The sequence below is a fragment of the Pseudogracilibacillus auburnensis genome (assembly GCF_003201975.1).
In the GTDB taxonomy this organism is placed as follows: Bacteria; Bacillota; Bacilli; order Bacillales; family Amphibacillaceae; genus Pseudogracilibacillus; species Pseudogracilibacillus auburnensis.
The window spans coordinates 66,743-84,837 of record NZ_QJJQ01000020.1 but is presented as its reverse complement, the minus strand read 5'-3'; the positions used below and the strand labels follow the sequence as shown (position 1 = coordinate 84,837).

General features: G+C 34.5%; 13 protein-coding genes and 1 pseudogene. 10 read left to right on the top strand and 4 right to left on the bottom strand.

What is annotated here, in order from left to right; all coding sequences use genetic code 11:
• Positions 1-263: 263 nt before the first annotated feature.
• The 3 genes and pseudogenes from DFR56_RS20230 to DFR56_RS20220 all read left to right on the top strand — a co-directional run bounded on the left by DFR56_RS20230 (position 264) and on the right by DFR56_RS20220 (position 3,802).
• Complete coding sequence (locus DFR56_RS20230; RefSeq protein WP_110397268.1) at positions 264-1,016, top strand: DeoR/GlpR family DNA-binding transcription regulator; 753 nt, start codon at positions 264-266, stop codon at positions 1,014-1,016.
• Positions 1,013-1,936: a 1-phosphofructokinase gene (gene pfkB / locus DFR56_RS20225; protein ID WP_110397267.1), complete on the top strand. Its 924-nt coding sequence runs from the start codon at positions 1,013-1,015 to the stop codon at positions 1,934-1,936. Before DFR56_RS20230 ends, pfkB begins: the two co-directional genes overlap by 4 nt.
• Positions 1,937-1,938: 2 nt before the next feature.
• Positions 1,939-3,802, top strand: a pseudogene (locus DFR56_RS20220) (PTS fructose transporter subunit IIABC).
• A gap of 287 nt (positions 3,803-4,089) precedes the next feature.
• Here DFR56_RS20220 and DFR56_RS20215 read toward each other — a convergent pair.
• Positions 4,090-4,632: a recombinase family protein gene (locus DFR56_RS20215; RefSeq protein WP_110397266.1), complete on the bottom strand. Its 543-nt coding sequence runs from the start codon at positions 4,630-4,632 to the stop codon at positions 4,090-4,092.
• Positions 4,633-4,953: 321 nt separating this feature from the next.
• Between DFR56_RS20215 and DFR56_RS20210 the strand changes: the two genes are divergently transcribed.
• The 4 genes from DFR56_RS20210 (at position 4,954) to DFR56_RS20195 (ending at position 10,523) form a co-directional block, all read left to right on the top strand.
• Complete coding sequence (locus tag DFR56_RS20210) at positions 4,954-6,393, top strand: SulP family inorganic anion transporter (protein WP_110397265.1); 1,440 nt, start codon at positions 4,954-4,956, stop codon at positions 6,391-6,393.
• Between the two features lie 21 nt (positions 6,394-6,414).
• The gene (locus tag DFR56_RS20205) at positions 6,415-6,834 is read left to right on the top strand and encodes a universal stress protein (protein ID WP_110397264.1); all 420 of its coding nucleotides are present in this window, start codon (positions 6,415-6,417) and stop codon (positions 6,832-6,834) included.
• A 530-nt stretch (positions 6,835-7,364) separates the two neighbouring features.
• Entirely contained in the window at positions 7,365-8,930 is a 1,566-nt protein-coding gene (locus tag DFR56_RS20200) for a plasmid pRiA4b ORF-3 family protein (protein WP_158525742.1), read from the top strand.
• 213 nt (positions 8,931-9,143) lie between these two features.
• Positions 9,144-10,523: a membrane-attack complex/perforin family protein gene (locus DFR56_RS20195; RefSeq protein ID WP_207519474.1), complete on the top strand. Its 1,380-nt coding sequence runs from the start codon at positions 9,144-9,146 to the stop codon at positions 10,521-10,523.
• Between the two features lie 557 nt (positions 10,524-11,080).
• Here the strand turns inward: DFR56_RS20195 and DFR56_RS20190 are convergent.
• The 3 genes from DFR56_RS20190 to DFR56_RS20180 form a co-directional block, all read right to left on the bottom strand.
• On the bottom strand, positions 11,081-12,442 hold the full coding sequence (locus DFR56_RS20190; protein ID WP_110397261.1) for a YjiH family protein: 1,362 nt from the start codon (positions 12,440-12,442) through the stop codon (positions 11,081-11,083).
• Between the two features lie 24 nt (positions 12,443-12,466).
• Positions 12,467-13,312 carry a dimethylarginine dimethylaminohydrolase family protein gene (locus DFR56_RS20185; protein ID WP_158525741.1) on the bottom strand — a complete coding sequence of 282 codons (846 nt, stop codon included), beginning with the start codon at positions 13,310-13,312 and terminating at the stop codon, positions 12,467-12,469.
• Between the two features lie 471 nt (positions 13,313-13,783).
• On the bottom strand, positions 13,784-14,941 hold the full coding sequence (locus DFR56_RS20180) for an aminotransferase class I/II-fold pyridoxal phosphate-dependent enzyme (protein WP_110397259.1): 1,158 nt from the start codon (positions 14,939-14,941) through the stop codon (positions 13,784-13,786).
• 300 nt (positions 14,942-15,241) lie between these two features.
• On the opposite strand from DFR56_RS20180, the gene DFR56_RS20175 reads away from it, so the two are divergent.
• The 3 genes from DFR56_RS20175 (at position 15,242) to DFR56_RS20165 (ending at position 18,085) form a co-directional block, all read left to right on the top strand.
• Positions 15,242-16,252, top strand: coding sequence for a DctP family TRAP transporter solute-binding subunit (locus tag DFR56_RS20175; protein WP_110397258.1), 1,011 nt, complete (start codon positions 15,242-15,244; stop codon positions 16,250-16,252).
• 61 nt (positions 16,253-16,313) lie between these two features.
• Positions 16,314-16,805 (top strand): TRAP transporter small permease, encoded by a 492-nt coding sequence (locus tag DFR56_RS20170; protein WP_110397257.1) that lies wholly within the window; start codon positions 16,314-16,316, stop codon positions 16,803-16,805.
• Positions 16,802-18,085, top strand: coding sequence for a TRAP transporter large permease (locus DFR56_RS20165; RefSeq protein ID WP_110397256.1), 1,284 nt, complete (start codon positions 16,802-16,804; stop codon positions 18,083-18,085). The genes DFR56_RS20170 and DFR56_RS20165 overlap by 4 nt, the downstream gene beginning before the upstream one ends.
• Positions 18,086-18,095 lie beyond the last annotated feature (10 nt).

Below are 18,095 nucleotides of genomic sequence, written 5' to 3'. Positions count from 1 at the left end.
AAATACTCGGTGACAAGCTTTAGTTTAAATTCTTCACTATATTTGGCCATAAAAACACCCCCGAAAGTTAGATTTTCTACTCTAACTTTCGGGGGTCGGTACCTATCTGGTCTTTTTTTGTTTATGGCTTAACAAATATATCATGAATCAGTCATTTATATGAATGATTTTGATTGTATTTGACCGAAAATGATTGACTTATAAAGACATTCTATTTAAACTAGAAGTAGATAAAAGCTTTGTAACAGAGAGGGGTGGTAATATTGCTAACAGCAGAACGCCACGAAAAAATAATATGTCTATTGAAAAAACAGAAAATTGTTAAAGTTCAAGAGTTAGTTGAGAAATTGCAAACATCTGAATCAACGATCCGTCGTGATTTAGTTCAACTTGAAAAGGAAAATAAACTAAAGCGTGTACACGGTGGTGCCTCCCTTATCCAACAAATAAAAGTAGAACCGAGCATGATCGAAAAAACAAATAAAAATATAATAGAAAAAAATAGGATTGCAGCATATGCCGCAAGTATTATTCAAGATCGTGATTGTGTTTTTTTAGATGCGGGTACGACTATTAATCAAATGATTCCATATATAAATGCAAAAGAAATAACGGTGGTGACGAATGGTCTTAGTCATTTTAGGCCGTTACTTGAAAGAAACATCGAAACATATCTTTTAGGTGGTTTTATTAAACCAAGAACAGAAGCATTAATCGGTCAATTAGCTATGGAAAGTTTGCGGAAGTATCGCTTTGATAAAACGTTTATTGGTGTAAACGGCATTCATTTGGATGATGGATATACGACTCCAGATCCTGAAGAAGCAGCAATTAAAGCTTGTGCCATGAAGCAAGGTCATCGTGTATTTGTCCTTGCAGATCATACGAAATTCCACGAGGTTACCTTTGCGCATATCGCTAATATAGAGGAAGCAGTCATTATTACAAATGAAACGCATGAAAAAAATCTAAATTCATTCAAAGAAAAAACGACAATTGAGGTGGTTGAAACATGATTTATACTTGTACGTTAAATCCATCTGTCGATTATCATATCGAAACGGAAAACCTTTCTCTCGGTATGTTAAATCGAATTGAGCATACGGCATTTTATCCAGGTGGGAAAGGAATTAATGTATCAAGAGTTCTCCACAATTTAGGAATGTCTTCTGTAGCACTAGGATTCATCGGCGGATTTACAGGGGATTTTATCGAAGAAAGTATCAAAAAGATCGGAATTCGGACAAATTTTGTGAAACAGGAACAACCGACGAGAATAAATGTGAAAATCAAAACGGCAAATGAAGAAACCGAAGTAAATGATCAAGGTGCCTCCATTGCAGAGCAACATCAAGCTGCATTATTACAAAAACTGGAACAATTAACGAAAAAGGATTATTTAGTTATATCGGGTAGCTTACCAGCTTCTGTTTCTTTTTCTATCTATGAAAAAATGGCGCGAAGATGCAGTGAAAAAGGTGTTTCACTTATTGTCGATATTCCTCACCAAGCATTAAAAGATTTATTAATCTATGAACCTTTGTTGGTCAAACCAAATCAAGCTGAACTGAGTGAAATCGTTGGGATGGACATTCACAATAAGGAAGATGCAGTAAAAGGTGCTAAAAAGCTCGTTCAACTAGGTGCACAAAATGTCATAGTGTCGATGGGGAAAGACGGGGCTGTTTTTGTGAATGAACAGATTATTTTAAGTGGAGAAACACCAAGGGGAACATTAAAAAGTTCTGTCGGTGCTGGTGATTCACTTGTTGCAGGGTTTCTTGCTTCCTTTGTTCAAAAAGGCAATGTGAAACATGCATTCCAACAAGGGGTTGCAGCTGGTTCAGCGACAGCGTATTCTGACGATCTATGTCATAAACAAGAAGTGTTTGATCTGTTTACGAAAGTGAAAATATCTCATTTGAAAGGGGAATAAGCATGAAAATTACAGAATTACTTGCAGAGGATACGATTATTTTAGATTTGGAAGCATCAACTAAATCAAAAGCAATTGATGAATTAGTTGAAAAACTATTTGCCGCTGGAAAATTAGTGGAAAAAGAACTGTTTACACAAGCAATTTGGGAAAGAGAAAAGCAAGGTTCGACGGGGATTGGGGAAGGAGTTGCCATTCCACATGCAAAAACAAATGCCGTAAAAGTTCCATCCATTGTATTTGGTCGTTCTAAACGTGGAATTGACTTTGAAGCACTAGATCAGCAACCAAGTCATTTGTTTTTTATGATTGCAGCAAGTGAAGAAGCAAACAATGAACATTTAGACACGCTTGCTAGATTATCTCAGTTGTTAATGGAAATTCCATTTAGAGAGCAGTTGATGAAGGCAACTTCTTCAAAAGAAATATTATCCTTAATTGATGAGAAGGAGACTACTAGAGTAGAAAAAGAAGAACAACATGTTCAAGAAATGGAAAGTAAGTTTATCTTAGCTGTTACAGCATGTCCTACAGGTATTGCACATACGTATATGGCTGCAGATGGCATTGAAGGAAAAAGCGAAGGAACTCGGTGTACAAATGAAAGTAGAAACACGTGGCTCAAGTGGAGCGAAAAATGTATTAACCGCTGAAGATATCGAACGTGCGGATGGAATTATTATTGCTGCTGATACAAAAGTAGATAAGGAACGATTTAGAGGAAAACGAGTAGTGGAAGCGGGTGTGGCAGACGGAATTAGAAAGCCTGATAAGTTAATTGAACGAATTGTAAGCGAGGATGCACCAATTTTGGAAATGGAAGCGAGCGAAACCAAAGAAGAAACACCAAAACAACCCGCATTTTATAAGCATTTAATGAATGGTGTTTCAAATATGCTACCATTTGTTGTTGGTGGCGGAATATTGATTGCGTTAGGTTTCTTATTTGGAATTGAATCACATATCCCAGGTGGTCCAGACTATAACCGTTTTGCTGAAGCACTGCATACGATCGGTGGGGGCAATGCATTTGGACTTATGATTCCAGTTCTTGCTGGTTTTATTGCAATGAGTATCGCTGATCGACCTGGACTTGCACCGGGTATGGTCGGAGGTTTTATGGCTGCACAAAGTGACGCAGGATTTATTGGTGGAATGATTGCAGGTTTTTTAGCAGGTTACATTGTTGTTTTCCTTAAAAGCCTCTTAAAAAACATGCCCCAGTCATTAGAAGGAATAAAGACAATCCTGATTTATCCTGTCCTAAGTATCTTTTTTACAGGTATGATTATGTTTTTCATCGTTCAAAAACCTGTTGGAATGTTTAACACAGCGCTCAGTGGCTGGTTATCGGGAATGGGTACATCGAACGCCATTATATTAGGTGTCATCTTAGGCGGGATGATGGCAGTTGATATGGGTGGGCCAATTAATAAAGCTGCTTATACATTTGGGATTGCGATGATTGCAGATGGAATTTTAACACCACATGCAGCAATTATGGCAGGCGGAATGGTACCACCACTTGGTATTGCATTAGCGACTACTTTGTTTAAAAGAAAGTTTACAAAACAAGAGCGTGATGCTGGAAAAACGAACTATATTATGGGTGCATCGTTTATTACAGAAGGAGCGATTCCTTTTGCTGCTGCTGATCCAGCCCGGGTTATTCCGTCGATTATCGTTGGTTCAGCTGTAGCAGGTGGTTTATCGATGTTATTTAATATTGGGTTACCAGCACCACATGGCGGAATATTCGTCATCCCAATCATTGAAGGAAATCCATTTTTATACTTGTTAGCGATCATAATTGGCACTGTCATTACGGCCATCATGTTAGGTTTATTAAAGAAAAAAGTTAATTAAAAGGTTTTAATTAGAAGTGGTTCTACAGAATTTGTGCATAACATGAAATTTCATGTTATGCACAATTTATTTTTCGATTCTCCTTAATGATCCACAAGCGTAAAGCATCTTTTCCATTGTACGCTTATGTTCGTTTGGTGGAATGTATGAAAAGTTATGTTAGACGATCACTCGCTATCCAACGAAAACCGGCTATAGTGTAAATGGTATCCTCTATCACAAAAATTGCACTTCTATAGCTTCATCGACTCCCGCTTGCGGCACATTTATTGTAGAATGTGTAAACATTATGTTTCTAAATATCGATATAAGGTTGATTTACTTATCCCCGTTTCATTTCTTATTTCTTGTAATGTATATTTTTTACTCTCGTACATTAAGATTGCCTTTTGTACATTTGCATCCGGCTTTCGCGGTCGTCCTGTACTAATTCCTTTTTGTTTTGCCTTATATATTCCTTTTCTCGTTTTCTCACTTATTAGATCACTTTGAAAATTGGCAAGCTGTTTGACAATAAATTCAAGGGAATAGCCTCCATGATTACTTGTGTCAATGTCTTCTTTAACTGAATGCAAAAAGGCCCCTTTTTCATGAATGGCAGTAATGACTTCAACTAAATGATGAGTCGAATCAGCAATTGCATACAGTTTACATATCGTAACTTTATCCTTTTGATTAAGGGCGGTAATCATCTTATCAAGTTCTATTCTTCGTTTAGCTGATGCATGATTTTCTAAAAAAAGTTTTCCACATTGATTGGTTGTTAATATTTTTATTTGTTGCTCACAATTAAGGTCATTATGTAAAGGTCTAGCATATCCAATTAACAATGTATCCCCTCATTTATTTATGCTTTTCATATTATAGCATAATTTCTAATCCAAAGATTCCCTAAATGGTTCCCTTTTGAAACAAATGATGTTACACTAGAAAACGTTCCATTTGTTGGTGAACGAATGAAGTCTTATTGCATAAGAAGAGGATTCATGATAATTTGTAGTGTCTTTAAAACATGCCTTTCGATAAGTGGTAGGAAGGACACGCGGTGTCCCCGCGTGCCTTTTTTGAATAGAGAATTGTAAAAGTAGAGTTTACAGTATCATTCCCTGTCATCAATAGTAGATGTTTATTACATAAAGGAGTACGATAAAGTGATTGAACGGATCAAACAAGAATGGTTTTCAAATATTAGGGGAGATATACTTGCTGGTATTGTTGTTGCATTAGCATTAATTCCAGAAGCCATTGCCTTTTCAATTATAGCAGGTGTTGACCCAATGGTAGGGTTATATGCTTCCTTTTGTATCGCTGTCATTATTGCATTTGTTGGTGGACGACCTGGAATGATTTCCGCGGCAACAGGTGCGATGGCTTTGCTCATGTTACCACTTGTTAAGGAACATGGGCTAGAGTACTTACTCGCTGCAACGATATTAACAGGTATTATTCAATTTATTTTTGGTGTTTGTAAAATAGCAAAAGTGATGAAGTTTATTCCAAGGGCAGTTATGATTGGATTTGTCAATGCACTTGCAATTCTTATTTTTATGGCGCAAGTGCCACATTTTTTAGGAATATCGAATATGACGTATCTATTTGTTGCGGTTACTTTGGTTATCGTTTATGTATTGCCAAGGTTTTTTAAAGCAATTCCTGCACCGCTCATTGCGATTATCATTTTGACGACGATAGCGATGTTTGGACATATCGATTTACGAACAGTCGGTGATTTAGGAGAAATTTCTAAGACACTTCCAGTCTTTTTAATCCCGAATATTCCACTTTCACTAGAAACATTGTTGATTATATTACCATATTCTTTTGCACTAGCAATTGTTGGATTACTAGAATCATTATTAACAGCTTCAATTGTTGATGATATGACGGATACAGAAAGTGATAAAAACAAAGAGTCACGTGGCCAAGGAATTGCCAATATCATCAACGGATTTTTCGGTGGGATGGCTGGATGTGCAATGATTGGTCAATCTGTTATCAACGTAAAATCAGGTGGGAGAGGAAGGCTTTCTACCTTTGTTGCAGGTTCTTTTTTAATGTTTTTAATTATTGTTTTGGGAGATTTGGTGGTTCAAATTCCGATGCCAGTCCTTGTAGGTATTATGATTATGGTTTCCATCGGGACATTTGACTGGTCCTCATTTTCTTATGTAGTAAAAGCACCGAAAACAGATGCAGCGGTTATGTTAGTGACGGTCATAATTGTTGTAGCAACTAATGACTTGTCTAAAGGAGTAATTGCTGGAGTTATTTTAAGTGCCATCTTTTTCGTTGCCAAAATTTCTAAAATAGAAGTGATAAAAAAGAAAAAAGATCATTCACTTTTTTATAATATAAAGGGACAATTGTTTTTTGCCTCGGTAGAAAACTTTGTAGATTCATTTGATTTCACTGTAAAAGAAACGAATATTATTATTGATTTTACAGAATCACATGTATGGGATGACTCGGCTGTTGGAGCGATTGATAAGGTCGTACTTAAGTTAAAAGAAAATAAAAATGATGTTACGATCAAGGGGCTAAATTCTTTTAGTAAAAAAATGGTCGATAAACTAGCAATCTCAGATGTGTAATATAGGGAAGAGGTGGAAATGATGTATAAAAAAATTTTATTGGCAGTAGACGGATCAGAGCACTCTTTACGTGCAACAGATGAAGTGATTAAAATTGCTTCATTAGTCACTGATTGTTATGTAGAGGTTTTGCTCGTTATTGAGTATGATAAAGCCAAAAAAGAGGTTCTTCATGCATCAGGAAAAGAAGAATTAGAAATGAATCGTCGAAAACGTTTATTACCTAGTACCGAAAAATTACAAAAAAATAGTATCCCTTATCAAATTCAGTTATTACACGGAGAACCAGGCCCCACAATTGTCGAATACGCTAATAACGATCATTTTGATTTATTAGTTATTGGTAGTAGAGGATTAAATATGTTTCAAGAAATGGTTCTAGGTAGTGTTAGTTATAAAGTAGTAAAAAGGGCAAATTGTCCTGTATTAGTTGTTAAATAAATAGTAAACAGTATATTGAGAATGATGGTTAGTCAGGCTGTCGAGAAACTTCATTGGCGGCCTGTTTTATACTTAAATATTTATTATGATGTTGTCAAATTTATTGGCATAATTATTTAATGGAATTTAGGAATAAATGGCTTTTTGCAGTCGATGACTCTAAGATCTTCAGATGGTTATAAACCGCTCTTTGTTTAAATTTTCCGATGTTACTTTTCCACGGAAGTCTCCATCTATTTTAATCTACTAATAGATTGCCCCTAAATGACGATACTTTTCAGCTGGATCATCATAAAATACAAATAAATAAAAACGAATAGAACTAACTATAGAGGGGCGGTAGAGTAACAACTGTTATTCCCATTCATTTACGAGAAGCTCTAGACATATTACTATTTAGTATGGGACAATATAAACTGAGCTTCCTGACTATTAAATTATTACATAGTATAATCCTTTATTTTAACTACAACAAATTATGAAGGATTTTTTGAATGCTAATAAATAGGATAAATAAGTGGGGTGACAAAATGATATTAGAATTAAACGTAACATTGCAGCATGTTGGAGTACTAGTAACACGTACAGTTGAAATCGATGCTCAACATACTTTTTATGATTTACATCTTTTATTACAAGAGACATTCAATTGGACCGATAGTCATTTGCATGAATTTACCGTTAAGAGAACTGATGGTAAAGATATGAATGGGGTAGAAATTTCTCCCGAAGAATACGATCAATTTGAGCATTCACCATTAAATACGGAAAAAAGACTGATAGAAAAAGAAGAAATGTTAAGGGATTGGTTTGTGCAAGAAAACGATAAAATAATGTATTTGTATGATTATGGAGACAATTGGGAACATGAAATCTTGCTAGAATCAATCAAAACGAAAGAAACGGATGTCCCTTACCCAAGATGTAGTAAAGCCATAAATCTTGCCCCGCCCGAAAATAGTCGAGGGGAATTATTAATGGGAAATATTGATTTGGAATACAACAACTCCAAAAAGTTAGTAGATGAAATTAATCAACGTCTAACGAAATGGACAGATCATATGCATCCCGACTTTTTTCAGGAAGAAGTGATCGATTATTGGCCAGAGACCTTACTAATGGCCAAACAATTTCAGCAAATAAAGCCATGGGAAGAAATGTCTGATGAACTCATTTTTGCAATACTTGATCCTGTTTCTGAACAATATATGTTTTGTTCTGTCATTGGTAATGCAGAAGAGATGTATGGGTTAACAGTATATATTGGGATGGATGGTTTTTTCGCTTTACTTGATACGTTAACGAGCGATCGAAATGAGTTTGAAATCTTACAACGTCAACATAGTTTATTAGTTAGTTTCGAAAATCGCACAGATTTAGACCGCTCGGAATACAATTTAATTAAAATGTACGATATCCCATTTCGGGGTAAAAAAGCATGGCCTTCTTTTGTCAGTTTTAAACCTGGATTATACCCATGGTTGATGGAAAATGACGAAGCAAGGATGGTCCTACTTGCTATGGAAGAAACGTTATTATTGCATAAGGAAATTCAAACTGGGTTACAATTGCCAGACTTATTAAAAGATGAAAAAATATTTGTAAAAGCAAAACCTGATAAAACGGATACGTTTAACAATTTCGTCCTTGACTTGAACGCTTTCTTGGCAGCAAATCCGGAAGTGGAATTAACCATTTCAGAATTGTGCCTGAAAAGAGTAAAAAAAATGAGAAGAACATTACCTATGACCATTGAGTTTACCCTTACTTATGTAAATATGCCAATTAAAGTGGAACAAAAAGAGCGTCCGATTTTCCCTGTAGCTGTCATGGTTGCAGATCATGATAAAGAAATAATTATTCACCATGAAATGTATGAGCAACGCATTGACCCATTCATCGCACAAAAAGAGTTAATTCATGTTTTTCACCAAGTAGAAGGGGTACCACAAACTATTTTAACGGATGATCGAACCTATTATTATATTAGCCCGTTATTAGGAGATTTAAATATCAATATTCAAATTGTCAATTCCTTACCAGTAATAGATGCTTTACTTGCGGGATTACATGGCTATTTATCATCAGAAGAATGATTGTAAATTTATAGCCTTCTGAAAAAATCATTCATTTTACTTAGTTATTTACTCATGCAAAATCCTTTAAATGGGAAAAGAATACTTTCATAGTAGTAATGATGTAATAAATTTGATAGGAATTTGTAATCATTTTGGTCTTTTTCTATGTGAACGATGCTAGTCTTATCGTATAATAGAGTAGCTTGAACACGAGAAAAGGAGAATTTAACATTGAATAAAAGGCTATCAATATGTATGATAATGATTATATTTATACTTGGGGGATGTAGTTCTGTTTTAGACAGTGTATTAATGAGCTCCTCTCCTGACGCAGTTTTAAAAAAAGCGGTTGAAGCACATGCTGAAGTAGACGCTGTAGAAGTGACATTTACAGAAGATCTAGGTGATTACACGGATACTGGGTTGATGAAAATTGACTTTAAAAATGAAGAAAGCCATATTAAGTTTAACGAAGATGATATCGCAGTTTTTATTGACAAAGATGATCTTCTTGTCGAATATATAGATGGTGAAGTTGAATCGTGGGGTCGTTCGTCCATTTTTATAGATCTAGAAAACAAAGTGAAGCATCATCAGAATCCACTTAAATTTTTCAAACAAATTGATGGAGAAATTTTTGGGAAATTTGATATGGAAAAAGAAAAAGGTAAATATTTACTTACCTACAATGGGACAAAAGAGGATAAAGAGTTATTAGGAAAAGCATTGGCATACTTTGAACTTACTGGAACAGATGATTTCGATGAGATGCTAGAATATTTCGATATTGAAGTAAAATCATTAGATTTGACACTAATTATTGATAGCTCAACGTATTTAATTGAAAAGATAGATCAAAAATTAGATTATGTATTCTATGATGAAGATGAAGAAACAAAAACAACTATTACAAATGAATACAAAAAGTATGATAATGTTGGTGAAATCGAAAAATTAGTTGCAACGATTGAAAATGATGAAGGATTAAATAATGATGACAAAAGGGAAGAAACTGGGGATGTAGCGGATCTTACTGATAAAGAAATTAAGCAATATGAAAAAGAAGCATCTGCATATCTAGAAGCACTTATTGAAGCGACCGTCTTTCAAAACGTAGAAGGATTTATTAAGAAGGCACCTGATTCCATGTCAGATGATGAAAAAAAGTCAGAAGCAGAACTCCAACGTGACTTTTTTAAGGAGATGTATGTACAAAATACGAAAGACAATATGGTGGGTACTGGTGTGTCAGATGATGAAGTAGAAGAGTTAACAGACGCATTTCTTGAAGCAATTGCGACGACTAAGTATGAGGTAGTAGGCGCTAAGCTGGAATCGCCTGATAATATCGTCGTAACCATTTCTGTTCAAGGAATTGATGATACGGATATTTATGCGAAAACAGAAGATGAGATATATGATGTTGTTATGGAAGGGAAAGTAGAAGAAGAGGAACTAATTTCGAAAAACATGGAGATTTTAAGTAATAATTATCGTAAAGTTGATTCATTACTTGATGCAGTTGAAGTCGATGTGGACGTAACACGTGATGATGGTCAATATCTCGTTATGTTACAAGACCAATTCCTTATTGGGGGATTTGTTCAGTAGGAAGGAATTGAATCAAGGTGTGCGAGCCATATTCAGAGATGAGAAAATCATAAAATAGCAATTACATGCTCAAAAGACGCAACAAAAAGCTTCTTTATGAAATGCGAAGCTCTATTGTAAAGCGTTTTTTGATCGTTTAAGCATATTTAATATGCTTACTTTTTACAAGAGAGCCCCGTTTAGCACACTAGTAAATTTTATGTTAGAAATATATAGAGCCGTGTGAGGGTAACTAATAATTTATGATCATTTACCTACTTGTATGAAGGGGTATCGTATGATGGCAAAGGATCAGTCATGTTTGGAATTGGTGAATTGTGTTATTGCCAAGGCAATAATATTATTCTTGTGATCAAAAAAATGAATAATGGTTATATATCATTTTCTTGGTTAAAAAAGAGGTTAAGCTATTATAGCCGAAAGTAACTTAAAAATGGTTTCCATCATTGTTCTTTGATATGGAAACCATTTTTTATGAGTATGATAGATATTCACGGATTAACCACTTGAAACATTCACCTTCATATAGTAGGATTTGAAGGCGCTTTCATATAGCTTCAAAAAATAATGTGTGCAATTAGGGCAATGATTGGTATAGAAATGAAAGTTCTTTCGATAAATATAACGAATAAATTCCATAAGTTGACAGGCATTTTAGAAACGATTAATAATGTCCCCATTTCTGTTAAATAGATAATTTGGACAAGAGATAATGCTCCTATGAAAAATCGAGTAATTTCAGCTTCAATGTCAGATGCGAGTATTGCGGGCATAAACATATCGATAAAACCAGCGATGGTTGCAGGTGCCGCCATTTCAGCTTCAGGAAGTTGAAATAATTGTAACACGTAAACCATTGGCTGTGAAATAATCGAAAAGAATGACGTATACTCGGCAATAATTAATGCAATGGTACCAATTGCCATTACTTGTGGAATCAACGTAAATGCTATTCCAGCGAATACTTCATAGCCTTGTTTTACTTGCTCTTTAAAAGATCCAGCACTTTCAGCTCTTTTTACGGCTTGTGTCATAGCCCATTTGAATTTTGACATGTTTTTTGGCACATTCTCTGTATAATTATTTTCTACGTAGAACGTGTCGGGAATCTTAGATACTGGTGGAATTCTAGGAATAATGATTGCGCATATAATCCCTGCAATTACAACCGTTAAATAAAACACTGGAAATAAATGATCCACTTCTAATACTCTGGCAATAACCAAACAGAAAGGAAGAGATACGGTTGAAAAGTTTGTTGCAATCGCCACTGCTTCTCGTCCAGAATAAAATCCACTTAAGTATTGCTCACGAGTTAATACTACACCGACATTCACATTCCCAATCCAAGATGCTAACAAGTCAATAGCTGAACGGCCAGGCAACGTAAATAATGGTTTAATAAATCCTCTTAGCAGTGTCCCGGTAAATTCCATGATGCCAAAATTAATTAAGTATGGCATTAAAAATGAAGCAACTAAAAACCAAATAATCAAGGTAGTTAATAAACCAAGTATCGTTCCGCCAGTACTTTCTGAGATGATCATTTTAAGCCCAAAATCATAAAACGTCATAACAGCAAATATAGTTCCTATCACTCTTATCATCAACCAAGATAAAGTAACATTGAAAAGGGAATCTAAAAACTTTGATTTCATCAATATACCTGGTTTGAAAAAGTAAGTCACTAAAGAGAATAAAGTTGATATGATCATTGTGTAAGTAATAATAAGCGGTAAATAATTTGATAGTAAATCAATCAAATATTCTGTAATAAGACCCAATGGAATATTAAAACTAGTTCCATCTTTTATCGGAAATAAAAATATTGCTACTCCAAATAAAGAGGGAATAAGAAATTTTAATACTCCTTTTTTAGAGATTTTATAGCTTGTGACTTCCTCCCTTTGTGTTTCCATTTTATCACTCTCCAAATATTTATATTATTCTCTTAGTAATGGGAAACTCATACAACGCGGTCCACCGCCACTTTTTAACACCTCTTTAAGATCCAATTGAATTATTCTAAATCCAAGTTGTTGAAGTTGTTCATTTATATCCTCAGCTTGATTATGAGAAATAATAGTGTTGTCACCGATGCTTAATAAATTACATTTATGCAAAAACACATCGTCCTTTGATACTTTTATTAATGTAAAATCTTTTTCTTTTAATTTGTCTATCATATGCGTAGGGAGTGCCTCTTCACAAATAACAGCTGTTTTCTCACCGATAACATTCATAATCATGTCTAAATGCAGATACTCTTCCGCAAAATCTACAGTTATGACTTCTATACCTAAATCACTCAATGTATTTTCTAATTGTCTTACCCCAACAAGACTTGTTCGTATTCCAATACCAATAGCAACCGTATTTTCATCTATATACATAAAATCTCCGCCTTCAAATGTACCTTCTGTATGCTTGTCATAGATATAGATGTCATTTTCTTGAAATGTTTGTTCAATAAGTCGATGTTCTCCCCAACGAAAAGGACTGTAAAATCTGCCAAAAATGATTCCTTTAGGGGTTGTCACTCCTAAGTCACGTGTATTAACTTCATAAGGGTAACGTTCATGATTGTGACCAAGGACTACCTCAACTCCTTCCTCTTCCAAAGCATTAATAAATTGATCATGCTCTTTACAAGCAAGCTCTGTATCAATGTTATTGACGGAGTGTTTTTCTTGAATAACATTGATGGGCGTATGAATTTTTAAATAATTAGGCCGACATAACAACACTTTTTTTAGCTTGCCATACTCTGTTCGCTGATAATGTAACATGAACATTCCTCCTGTGTAATTAGTTAAAATAAATTAAAACTTCGTCGTATAAAAGGGATTGTATCGCGTAAATATACTTTTTGTGAAAATGACTAGCTTCGTAAACTTTGAGAGCATCAAACTAATTTTATAATGACCTAATACTTTGAATACTGTATACATTTAGAGATACAAAATATTACTTTATCGAGTTTTTATCATGGTCACTAGTAACGCAATTGTTATTCGTATTATTTAAGTATTTATTCATTCATAGTCACGTTACAATCCTTTTATCCTATTCTAACTCAACTATTTCCTTTAAATAAGTATACTGAATACAGGTAGTATAAAAGAAAATATCTTTTTTGTAAACACTTTCATGAAAAAATTAGTAAGATAAGTGCTTGCTACTTAGAATATAAAAATATGACAAGAGAGAGTAGATGTACTTGTATCATTTTTATTTAATAATCCTCCAAAACTATTTCACTATGAAAGATTATGAATAAAATTCTCCAATCGATCCATCCCTAATTCTAAGTTTTTCATTGAATTGGCATAAGAGATACGAAGATATCCTTCTCCGAATGATGTAAAACCGCTTCCTGGTACGACAGCAACATGCCCTTCATGTAAAAGTCTCGTCGCAAATTCTAGTGAAGTTAGCTCGGTCTTTTTTATCGATGGAAAGATATAAAACGCTCCAGTTGGCTGAATAACCTTTAATCCCATTAGCTGTAATCTTTTTTGTACAAAATTTCTCCGTTCTATATACGCTTGATTCATTGTTGCTGGTGTATCTCTATTCGATGTCAACGCCTCAATCGCAGCATACTGGCTTGGCAGGGAGGCACAGATTGAGTTATATAAGTGTACTTTTAGCACATGCTGCATTATATTATTTGGTCCTAGTACAAAACCAACTCGCCAGCCTGTCATTGCATGAGATTTAGATAAACCGTGTAATAAAAATAACTGGTCTCTTAATTCTGGATATGCAGCAAAGGAAAGATGCTTTTCATTAAATGTGTTTTCACTGTAGATTTCATCTGTTAGGACAAAAATGCTATGTTTTTTGAATATGTGTACGAGTCGATCCATTACTTCTTTCCCTATTGTCACTCCTGTAGGGTTGGAGGGATAATTTAAAATAATCGCCTTCGTTTTTTCAGTCATTAGCTTATCTAGCCTATGTGGATCTGGTATGAAATCCGTTTCTGATGTATCAAGGTAGACAACTTTTGCGCCATTTAGGTGAATGATTGGTTCATATCCGGAATAAATAGGTGCAGGAAGGATAACTTCATCTCCCTCTTGTAAAATAGTTCTTAGTACAGAGTCAATTCCTTCGCTGGCACCAGTGGTGATGACGATTTCATTTTCAGGGTTATAATAAAATCCATATTTTTCTTCAAAAAATCGTGAAACACTTTTTCTTAATTCGAATAATCCTGCATTATGTGAGTAACCAGTCAAGTTATTATTTATTGCCTTCATTCCTGCTTGTTTCACTTTCTCCGGTGTTGGAAAATCAGGTTCTCCGATCGTTAGGTTTATCCCATCGTCAAATTGCACAACTTGATTTGAAAATACCCGAATACTAGGAACTTCAATACCTTTCACCCGGCTATTTATCTTTTTTAACATTTAACCACTCCCACTTTTCTGTATACTGTGTACAAATATTTTAGTTTATGTTATTCTGTTTGTAAATGTTTATGCTTTTTTAATCACTTCTGTTGTATATAGAATATTAAATTCTACATTTTTATGCAGATTTGTAAGCATTTACAAATGATCAATGCGTTTTAAGTCTCTTAAAATGCAAAAAAAGATACAAAGTTTCATTCATTTATGGGGGGGATCATTTTAACAGATGAAATAGATATGCAAAATGACTAAAAAATAGCTTTTCAATAAACATGTATAGTACACGGAGGAAAAAAGATGAGAAAATGTATTATTATTTTAAGCTTATTTACACTCATCTTATCTGCATGTGGTAGACCAACAGATAAGAATACTAATGATGATGATAAATCATATACTATTAGGGTGGCATATTTGGTATCTGAAGAACAATCGACACATTTAGCTGCTAAAACATTTAAAGAAAAGTTAGAGAATGAATCTGAAGGAAGAATCAGTGTAGAGTTATACCCTAATGGTCAACTATATCCTTCTGATAGAGAAGCGATTGAGGCTGTTCAATTGAATAATGTTGAAATGACAATCCCGGCTTTAGCACCTGTAGCTTCTTTTAATAAAAAGTTTATGGTTTTTGATTTACCTTTCTTGTTTAAAGACTATGAATCAGTTTATAAAACTCTTGATGGGTCATTGGGACAGGAATTATTAAAAGAATTAGAATCGGATGGACTAAAAGGTTTAGCTTATGCGGAAAATGGATTTAGACATATTTCAAATAACGATGGTCCTATTGAAAAACCAGAAGATTTAAAGGGGTTAAAATTAAGATCGATGGAAAATCCTGTGCACACGGAGACATTTAAAACTTATGGTGCAAATGCTTCCCCTTTTGCTTTTGGTGAATTGTATACAGCTTTACAGCAAGGAACTTACGATGCAATGGAATCTCCTATTTCATTGTATTACACAAATAAATTCTATGAAGTTCAGGATTATTTAACTATTTCAGGTCATTTTTATGCGGCAACTATTCTTTTAATGAATAATGAATTTTTCAATAGCTTACCAGAAGATTTACAATCTTTAGTTAACGAAGCTGCAGAAGAATACCGTGATGAACAAAGACAAATTGCTCAAGAACAGGATAAAGAATGGTTAGAGAGCTTAAAAGAAAGCGGGATGCAAATTAACACATTATCGGAAGAGCAAATAGAAGTGTTCAGAAATGCAGCAGAGCCTGTCTATGATAAGTTTAAATCCGAAATTGGTGAGGATATTGTTGATCAAGCAATTGAAATTAATAAATAAAATCTATCTTAGTGTTTTAGGTGATAAAGTAGCTTAATCATCTAACAAGAGGATGTGCGAAATGAAGAAGATATTTTCGAAATTTGAAGAGCTATTGTTAGTACTATCTTTAGCGGTAATGGTTATCTTAATATTTGGACAGGTAATAGGAAGATATATACTACAATCTGCTCCTGTTTGGACAGAAGAATTGGCACGTTACATTCATATTTTTCAGGTCTGGATTGGAGCAAGCTATGCAGTAAAACTAAACCAACATATTAGGGTGGAAGCTTTTATAAATCTGTTTCATGGAAAAGTAAGAAAAGTACTTGAAATTACTGGTACAATCATTTGGTTTTCTCTCGCATTATTTTTAGCGATTTTCGGTACAAAATTGGTAATTGATAGTATGAATTACGCACAAGTATCGCCCGCCATCCAAATCCCTTTTTGGATTTTATTCCTAGCTATTCCATTAGGGGGAGCGGGAATGGCAATTAGATTAGTGCAACAAATAATTACTTATGCTAAAAAAGATTTTTCTAAGGAAAAGGAGGAGCTGATCGTATGACAATCGCACTCCTCTTTGGGACATTGTTTTTATGTTTGTTAATTGGCGTACCAATTGCCATTTCATTGGGGGTTTCTGCTTTAGTTGCTATCTATTTTGGAACGACACTCCAATTAGATATTATTACACAAAAAGCGTTTACCTCTTTAGATTCTTTTCCGTTGTTAGCTATTCCTTTTTTTATGCTTGCGGGTATTCTGATGAGTAAAGGTGGTGTATCCAAGCGATTATTGAATCTAGCAAGCTCTATTGTTGGCTGGATGACTGGTGGACTTTCCCTAGTAACGATCGTTGCTTGTATGTTTTTTGCTGCTATTTCTGGATCAGGTCCAGCAACTGTTGCTGCCATAGGTGGTTTTATGATTCCGGCTATGATTACTAGGAAATATGATGGTGGATTTGCCGGCGCTGTCACAGCGGCTGCGGGATCAATTGGTGTGATTATCCCGCCAAGTATACCATTTGTTTTATATGGAGTAATTGGTAGTGTTTCAGTCGGTAGTATGTTTTTAGCTGGGATCATCCCAGGTTTACTTATTGGTATAGCGTTAATGATAACTTCATATATCATTTCTAAAAAACGAAACTATCGACCGGATAAAATAGAAGCTTTTTCTTTTAAGGATGTATTAAAATCCCTATATGATGCAAAATGGGCCTTATTAATACCGGTAATCATTCTGGGAGGAATTTATGGTGGGATTTTTTCACCAACTGAGGCAGCAGTAGTAGCAACTGTATATGCGTTAATTATTGGCTTATTTATTTATAAGGAACTTGATATTAAAACAATTTATGATAGTTTTTTGGAAGCTGTAGTTATTAATGCGACAACGATGATTATTATTGGTCTTTCTGTTTCTGTTGCCTATTTTATGACCTTGGAACAGATACCTAATGATATTGCAACTTTCCTAACAGGCCTTTCCGAGAGTCCAATAATCATCTTACTTGCGATTAATATATTATTGTTTATTGTAGGTATGTTCATTGATACTATTTCAGCTCTCGTTGTTTTAACCCCAATCCTTTTACCGATTGTTACAACGGTAGGGGTGGATCCAATTCATTTTGGTGTTATTTTAGTAGCTAACTTAGCAATTGGATTTGTCACACCACCACTCGGTGTAAACTTATTTGTTGCTTCAAGCGTTGGTAATGTAAAGTTTGAGAAAATAGTATCTGCTATCATTCCATTTATCATTTCGATGGTAATTTGTATTATCGTGATCACCTTTTTCCCTACACTTTCCCTTTGGTTACCAAGCTTTTTGAATTAAGATCAACGAT